Annotated in this window: 10 protein-coding genes; all 10 read right to left on the bottom strand. The window is 44.5% G+C overall.

Translation table 11 applies throughout. The annotated features are described in order from the left end of the window. A partial coding sequence (gene tnpC / locus AC438_RS06460; protein WP_053980423.1) for an IS66 family transposase occupies positions 1-1,307 on the bottom strand: 1,307 nt, incomplete at its 3' end. A 22-nt stretch (positions 1,308-1,329) separates the two neighbouring features. Then, positions 1,330-1,686: an IS66 family insertion sequence element accessory protein TnpB gene (gene tnpB, locus AC438_RS06455; protein WP_053980422.1), complete on the bottom strand. Its 357-nt coding sequence runs from the start codon at positions 1,684-1,686 to the stop codon at positions 1,330-1,332. Further along, complete coding sequence (gene tnpA / locus AC438_RS06450) at positions 1,673-1,966, bottom strand: IS66 family insertion sequence element accessory protein TnpA (protein ID WP_053980421.1); 294 nt, start codon at positions 1,964-1,966, stop codon at positions 1,673-1,675. Before tnpA ends, tnpB begins: the two co-directional genes overlap by 14 nt. A gap of 30 nt (positions 1,967-1,996) precedes the next feature. Continuing rightward, on the bottom strand, positions 1,997-2,422 hold the full coding sequence (locus AC438_RS06445; protein ID WP_053980420.1) for a hypothetical protein: 426 nt from the start codon (positions 2,420-2,422) through the stop codon (positions 1,997-1,999). A 131-nt stretch (positions 2,423-2,553) separates the two neighbouring features. Beyond that, a complete protein-coding gene (locus AC438_RS06440) occupies positions 2,554-3,165 on the bottom strand; it encodes a DUF1552 domain-containing protein (protein ID WP_238376333.1) in 612 nt (203 codons plus the stop codon). Continuing rightward, positions 3,119-3,430, bottom strand: coding sequence for a PLP-dependent transferase (locus tag AC438_RS06435; RefSeq protein ID WP_053980419.1), 312 nt, complete (start codon positions 3,428-3,430; stop codon positions 3,119-3,121). The genes AC438_RS06440 and AC438_RS06435 overlap by 47 nt, the downstream gene beginning before the upstream one ends. Before the next feature lie 5 nt (positions 3,431-3,435). Then, a complete protein-coding gene (locus AC438_RS06430) occupies positions 3,436-4,371 on the bottom strand; it encodes a sulfurtransferase (protein ID WP_156317011.1) in 936 nt (311 codons plus the stop codon). Next, on the bottom strand, positions 4,313-5,059 hold the full coding sequence (locus AC438_RS06425; RefSeq protein ID WP_053980417.1) for an ATP-grasp domain-containing protein: 747 nt from the start codon (positions 5,057-5,059) through the stop codon (positions 4,313-4,315). The genes AC438_RS06430 and AC438_RS06425 overlap by 59 nt, the downstream gene beginning before the upstream one ends. Before the next feature lie 222 nt (positions 5,060-5,281). Continuing rightward, positions 5,282-5,986: a hypothetical protein gene (locus AC438_RS06420; RefSeq protein ID WP_156317010.1), complete on the bottom strand. Its 705-nt coding sequence runs from the start codon at positions 5,984-5,986 to the stop codon at positions 5,282-5,284. A 217-nt stretch (positions 5,987-6,203) separates the two neighbouring features. Continuing rightward, a complete protein-coding gene (locus AC438_RS06415) occupies positions 6,204-7,580 on the bottom strand; it encodes a DUF1552 domain-containing protein (protein ID WP_053980415.1) in 1,377 nt (458 codons plus the stop codon). Positions 7,581-7,585: the final 5 nt, after the last annotated feature.

Below are 7,585 nucleotides of genomic sequence, written 5' to 3'. Positions count from 1 at the left end.
TCATCAATATAAACGGTCAGCTTTTCCCAGTTTTTATTTAAATAAGCTATGGCTGTTCCCGCTTTGCCTTTGGGCAAGGTGGTGGCTAGGGCTTTATCGAGCCACTCACGTATTTTTTGCAGGTGCGGTTTACTTTTTTCCTGCCGGATGCGGTAGCGCTCTTCCGTACTTTTATCTTTAATTCCAGTTTCGATAGCGTACAGCTTTTTAATCATTTGCACAGCCATATCCGCTTTACTGATTTTCCCTTTCTGACTCGGCGCGGCTTTTTGTGCTTCGGTAAATTTTCGGCGTGCGTGGGCCATGCAGCCTAAGTTGACCACATCATCACGCAGGCCTATTTTGTGATAGCCCGCATAATCATCGGTTTGTAGATACCCCATATAATCAGGCAGCAGTGATTCTGCCGCGCACGTCGTACGCCTCGGATCATAGTCAAAAAGAATGATGGGCCGATACTTATCGCCGGTTCGCCGCACCCACATATAACTTAAACTTTCAGGCGTTTTATCGGCTTCTTTTAAGACCTGAATCCGCGTTTCATCCATGTGAACATAACCACTGCCTAATAAGTGATCATTTAACAGGTTGTAAAGTGGCTGGAGAAGGTTTCCGCATTTAATCATCCAGCTAGCCATTGTATTGCGAGGTAAATGCACATTAATTCGCTTGAATTGCGCTTCTTGGCGGTACAGCGGTAAGCCGTCTTGATATTTACTGACCGCAATGTGCGCCAAGAGACCCGCGCTTGCATTACTTTTTGGAATCGGTTGCTTGGGGAGGCTTGCCGTGGCAATGCCGCTTTCACAGGCTTTACAGGCATACACTTTTCGCGCATGCACCAAGACCTGAATAACGGCAGGAATAATGTCCAGCTGCTCACTGGTTTCTTCGCGGATGCAGTCTTTTTGACAGCCACATTCACAAGTTTTTTCATGTTCGGGAAGGTCGTGCGTAATGTGCACGCGAGGCAAGGATTTAGGTAACGCTTTGCGGCCTGATTTTTTCTTTGACGCTTTAATGACTGCAGACTCTTCCGACTCGATGATGACGGCAACGAGCTCTGCCTCCTCGGATGCTTCTAATTCCGTTTCATCAAAAAATCCGAATTGCGAATAATCTTTCTCACTACTTTTACCAAATTGTCGATAGCGATAAGAGCGCACCAACTCTTCTAAATGTTCGATGCGATCTTGCTTTTGAGTGATGGATTTATTCTTTTCCCCCAGTAGCGACTGTTGCGCTAAAACCAATCGTTTTAGCGCTTCAACTTCATCCGAATTTGTATTTTTAGAGGGAATAATCATGCGCTGGATTATACCAAAAATACTAGCTCATCGCTGTGAAATTCAGTGTGTTATGAGGTTTGTTGTTGAAAATATCCAATCCGTCCAATAAAAGATTGAGCTCATAACCATCAATAATAACAGGCTCGCCGTCAGTCGGTTTAAGCCAGGTAAAGCGCTGCTGCTCTAGGCGCTTGTACCACAGTACAAAACCATTACGCTCCCAGTACAATAATTTAATTTTGTCACGCGCACGATTACAAAATACAAATAGCGCGGGTGACAGCGGATTCAGCTCAAGCTCTTGCTCAACGATAGCCGCCAGTCCGTTAATTGATTTACGCATGTCTACTTTACCTGCATACAAATAAACCTGTGCCAAGCGATCAGGTCGCAACATGGATTAAGCCCTGCGCTTTTAGCGTTATAAGGGCAGCAGCTAAAGTATCGCTCGATAGTTCAATGATGGTGTGATCTTTTAAAAGGACTCTCACAAGGGCAGCACGATGCACCGCCACTGGAATGAGCTTGGGTTTGGGTGCGTTATCCTCGCTCAGTCGCTGCCGCCAATAGTGCAAGTTGTGAGCCTTAATATCCTGCTGTGAGCAATACTCTTTTTGCGATAACCCGCTAGCCTGCCAGTCAGCGATGTGTTTCCCCCAATATTCGACCTTATTCATACTGCCATACCTTTTATTGATGATTTGCAGTTAGCTTAGCGAAAGTGCGCTGGGCTTATAAGATGGGGTTTGTGGATCGCTTACATCACTCACGGCTTCTCGCTCAGCCTTAGAGAGTTCCTCGCGGGCCATATACCGCTGCACAATCGGCGCCCCTTTAAACAAACAGCACCAGCGCTCTAAAACTTCTTTGGCAGACCATTGAGCCGCTTCTTCGGGGTTGAGTTTGATGACGAGGTGCAGGTGGTTACTCATGACGGCGTAGGCGCAGATATCGATGGCAAATATGGAGCTTAATAGCCGTATGCGCTGCTCGATCCAGCTGCGCCGATGCTCATAGCTTTTGCCATTAAATTTATCATAGCCACACAAAAAACTACGCCTCACGCAGCGCGTTGTGATGTTGTAAAAAGCGGTATCGTCTATCGAAACCAATTGTTTGCGCGGCTGTGCCATGTCTGCTTATCCAGTGTTTTATGGTTTAACGTTAGATAAGGTTGGGGAGTCAGTCAAATAGCGGTTTGCTTTAGGCTTTGGGTTCTTTATACTCGAAAGGTATTTTTGGGTGTGTATGTCCTTGAGTTTTTTTATTCGTCAGAATGTTTGGGGTGTCCCTGATTATTGTTACCGTCGCCGCAGTAAATAACACGGCCCATTTCCACATCGCCGCTGGTGCCACCGGCAAGTGTTACACTGCCGGCGGCACCGCCGTGTTTAGCGCCTTCGCCCACTTCTGAAAACAATACAACCAGAGTGTCGTCTAGCATGCCCTTGCTTTGCAGCTGCTCTAGCGTGTAGGCTAATAAAGAATGGTACCAGCGCACTTGCGCGACGTGGGGCACAGCACCGGGGTTGTGCGATGCGCTATGGCTTGCATGCTCGTTATACCAGCGCGTCATGGCGCTGACCGGTTGCTGATTAGGACCAGATTTAACGCCTTGGGCCAATGCATCTTGCGCCATTTGCCAACACTCATCAAAAGAGTAATTAACAAGATTACCGTTTTCATCACCTTTTGATAATTGCAAAGTGGCCACTTTGTGTAGCCCACAGGCAAAGGCGCCAACAATATTGTCGACTTGCGCGCGCGCTAAATGCGGGAACATTTGCCACTCGCTTTGTGATAGCGCATTGTTCGATTGCGCGTAAGGGTCAAAACCACTTAGACAGGCATGCCAAAAATAATGAACTAATTGCACTCAAACCGGATGCCGTACAAATAGCATTAAACCCTTTTTCCATTTTTGAAATTATATATTCAAATTCTCTACATGTAGGAGTGCCAAATCTTCCGTAGACTGGGAAAGTATTTTTTAATTTATCATTCAGGGCTGCATCCATTTCAGTTACATTTTTATATAGAGCTGTAGAGCCTTTATGGATCGGAGTAGCTGCAAAATGGTGCTTGAAATGAGAGCTTTCTTTAACTAGTTGTGTATCAACATGCTCAAACTTATTTTCCATAACTATTAATCCTCACTACATATCTCTATGTTGGTACATACTTTCTTTCCTAGTTCTTTCAATCCCCACTCCGCCCAAGAAGCATCATAAATAGAAACATTTTTGAAACCGGCAGAAAGTGCACAAACCCCCACAATACAAGCAGTTACTCCTGAGCCACAATAAATAACAAGATGATGATCTTTGCTTATTCCTCGAGAAAAAAATTCTTCCTCGATATTTTCAACAGGAATAATTTTATTTTCACTAAAGAAAATATTAAAAGGCATATTTAAAGCAGTTGGAATATGCCCTGATTTTAAGTTAGCTCTTGCTTCATTCTCTTGACCTAAATAACGAGCTTTTGAACGTGCATCAATGATTCTAAAGTTTCTGTTGTCGCCAATTGCTTTCTCTATTAGCGTAGAGTTACAAAATAATTGAGCCTCGCCATTTTCACCAACGTCTTCTTTACAGGTATTGTTATATTCTATTAGTGTATTATCGGTTGGTAATCCCTGGCTTAACCAGTCCTTCAAAGTTGAATTTAAAATAAATACATTATGATAACCAATAGCCTTTAACATCCACCACAGTCTTGGGCCGGCGTAAATACTATCTTGTTCATACAATATAATGGTTTTATCAGTACAAACTCCAAGCTCGGACAATCGCTTCTTAAGCAAATCCGTTTCAATCATCATATTGGGATACAAGCTACTATCTAGTAGGCTATTTAAGTTAACCTGAACAGAGCCTTGAATAAAGTAGTTTACACTATGGGTAGAGCTCTTCTTTACGCGTGATAGAAACTGCACGTTTATAAAAAGAGTTCTGTCGTCTTCAAGCAAATCAAGAGTATCCATTGAATTCAGAAAAACTTGGCCATGTAAATCATTCACATTAATTATTGACAATTGATTTCTCCCATAAACAATTTTGTAAAAACCAATCTGCTGCACTTTTTAATTTCTCTGAGACTTCATCACTGTTAGTACCCTTTACAACAAATCCTGCTAAGAATAACCCTGACTTAATAGCGCCATCGAATTTCATTCCTGCATTGCCCGTATAAAATGAAGATATTATAAATTCAGGCTCGGGCTCTTTAGGCAAAGACTTTAACAACCCAACTTGAGGCTGTACGGTAATCCACCCTCCCTGATTATAATTGTAATCAATTGGAGAGCTTAAGTTGCATTCCGCTAATAACCACTGTTTATCAAGATCTAGACCAAAGTTATCTTTAAATAAAAATGGGATCATGGCTCCGCCTGTCCTGCTAGCTATTTCGCAAAACACAATATCCTCGTTTTCAGTTACCCAGAATTTTGCATGGAAAGCCGTATTTGTCGTCTGTGGTACATAAAGGTCACCCAACCTTTCATAATCAATAGTTTTACCGGCCTTTTTGGCCTTGACTAGCGCCGCATTAATATACCAATCAAAGTCATAATACAGGGACACCCACCACAAAAAAACACCCGCTAGAACAGCCCAACCTAAAAAACGCGGAATTATAGTCTTATTACTTCCAGCTATCAACACCGTGTTAATTATGGCGTTAGGGTATATATTCAGACAGGTCGAATTCAATTGAATCGCTGAACATGAAAGACATTTTGAGGGCACCCAAAAAACTTTGCGCATAAACTAATCAGCCCCAAAGCTGGCCAAATTGTAATAAAAACAAAACAAAAAAAACAAAGCTCACAGATCACTTTAGTGCGGAGGTATTACGGGGGAGCTTTAACTGCAGGCTAAAAAATAGCGCCCATTAATAAATCATCAATACAAAAAGAATACTAGATACAGCGTTTAAATTATGGAAAATAACGTTAACCCAATATTTTTCTTGAAGCGGCTAGCCCTTTAATCCACTGCTGATGCATTTTTTTTGCACACGTTGCAAAACTCCTCTGCGCCAATACAATGGTGAAAGCTGGATTCAATCTTCGGCATATTATCGAGCCAATCATCGGCATCAATCCCTAAGCGGTCGAGTATTGCAGGGTAACTCTGGTGAATATACCCCGTTTTATTCGGTAATATCGCGCGCCCTGCCCAATCAATTAATTCAAGATAGTCTTGCCAATAAAAAGGAATAGCACCCGTCGCTCGCTGCCCTTGATGAACAGCATCAATAATAGGCATCGTACTTTTAACTGGTGGCCTACAAAATTTTGCCAATTTAATTGGTGCTGAAACAGTCTTATTTGCCCCTTTTTTATGCGATACTTTTTTAGCGCGGCTCTCCCTTGCAAGAACTTTGATCCGCTGCGCAATAGCGGTAAAATCACTCGACTCTGGCAACTGCGCCATACCCGCACGCACAGGATTTAAATCGACATACGTCATACAGGTTAGAATGGCCTGCTCATCCAGCAACGCCTGGCTTTTAAAACGCCCTTCCCAAAACCGGCCGGTACACTTATCTTCGGCATTGGCTAGCTTAGCAATATGCTCATTTAAACAGCGCATAAGCCAGCTAATATCACACAGACGACCACGCCATTGCTCAACTAACTCATCCGCTTTACATTGCTCAGTGTCATTTAAGGGCTTATTTTGTAGCATTTTTAGTGTTAAAGGGCTCCCACGAAACAGTCGCATCCATCGACGAATAACGGTTTTATCACTCCCGCATTTATGATTTGCCCCGCTCGCATTCTTACTTAATCAAAAAAAACACCCCAACAAAAGCCTTATACCTATCGCTTTTATTGGAGTGCTTTTCATCGATCACTCAGTATTATTGCTTGTCGTTACTCAAGCGCAATATGAATACTTACCTTTACACAACTCCACCAGACCAAGGGCCGCCGATATTATTGGCGCCTGCCAGCCTAGCAATATCACCAAACAACTGATGGGTACCCCATACGCGGTTGCCGTTGTTATTACCGTCGCCGCAGTAAATAACACGGCCCATTTCCACCTCGCCGCTGGCGCCACCGGCAAGCGTTACACTGCCGGCGGCACCGCCGTGTTTAGCGCCTTCGCCCACTTCTGAAAACAATACAACCAGAGTGTCGTCTAGCATGCCCTTGCTTTGCAGCTGCTCTAGCGTGTAGGCTAATAAAGAATGGTACCAGCGCACTTGCGCGACATGGGGCACAGCACCGGGGTTGTGCGATGCGCTATGGCTTGCATGCTCGTTATACCAGCGCGTCATGGCGCTGACCGGTTGCTGATTCGGGCCAGGTTTAACGCCTTGGGCCAATGCATCTTGCGCCATTTGCCAACACTCATCAAAAGAGTAATTAACAAGGTTACCGTTTTCATCCCCTTTTGATAATTGCAAAGTAGCCACTTTGTGTAGGCCACAGGCAAAGGCGCCTACAATATTGTCGACCTGCGCGCGCGCTAAATGCGGGAACATTTGCCACTCGCTTTGTGATAGCGCATTGTTCGATTGCGCGTAAGGGTCGGCGAGGGCATCAGGGCTAAAGCCGCATTCACCCACCTGTGTACCCGCTTGGTCGCGTAAGCGAATTAAGGCATTGGTGTGAAAGTCGATCTTAGATTGGCGCGCATTGGTGAGTGTGGCGTCACTTAGACCATTAAAGTCCGACAAAATGGCTTCGTACATCGCCTTTTTAGAATCAGAAATTCCCTCACTTGGACCAATCCGCAAAGCCAACTTATTGGCGACATCGCGTGGGTTATTATTGGGGATAGGGCGGCTTTTACTGTCGTAGCCACGGGGTTTAGAAATCATAATGTCTTGCTTGGGGCCGGTGCGCACCCCCAAACTTAAGACGCCCTCATTGCCGAGTTGTTCGGCAATCAAGTGATCAATACTGGCGCCATTAAAATCAATTTGATTATTGCCGGTGAGAATACCGCGCATATCGTTATAGTGCGCGCCAGCGCCGGGGCCTACATCTAAATTTAAATTTTTGAGCACAATCATCTTATTGTGCCAAGGTGTTAGCGGCCCTAAGCCAAAGCTGAGTTCTGAGCTGGTTGAGATAGAGCCGTTATCTTGCTGCGGCCGCCAAGCGTGAGGGACCACGCCGTTAGGGTAATACATAAAAAGTACGCGTTTTGCGCCACCGGCAGCATGTGCTTTTTGGCCTAACATTTGGCTGGCAAAAGGCAAAAGTGCCCCGGTTTTTGCCAAACCAAAAAGAAACTTACGTCGCGCGGTATGGGTCATGTTATTCATTGTGT

Source organism: Marinagarivorans algicola (genome assembly GCF_001292705.1).
GTDB lineage: Bacteria > Pseudomonadota > Gammaproteobacteria > Pseudomonadales > Cellvibrionaceae > Marinagarivorans > Marinagarivorans algicola.
Note: the sequence above shows the minus strand (reverse complement) of the source record. Positions and strands in the feature narration are given on the sequence as shown.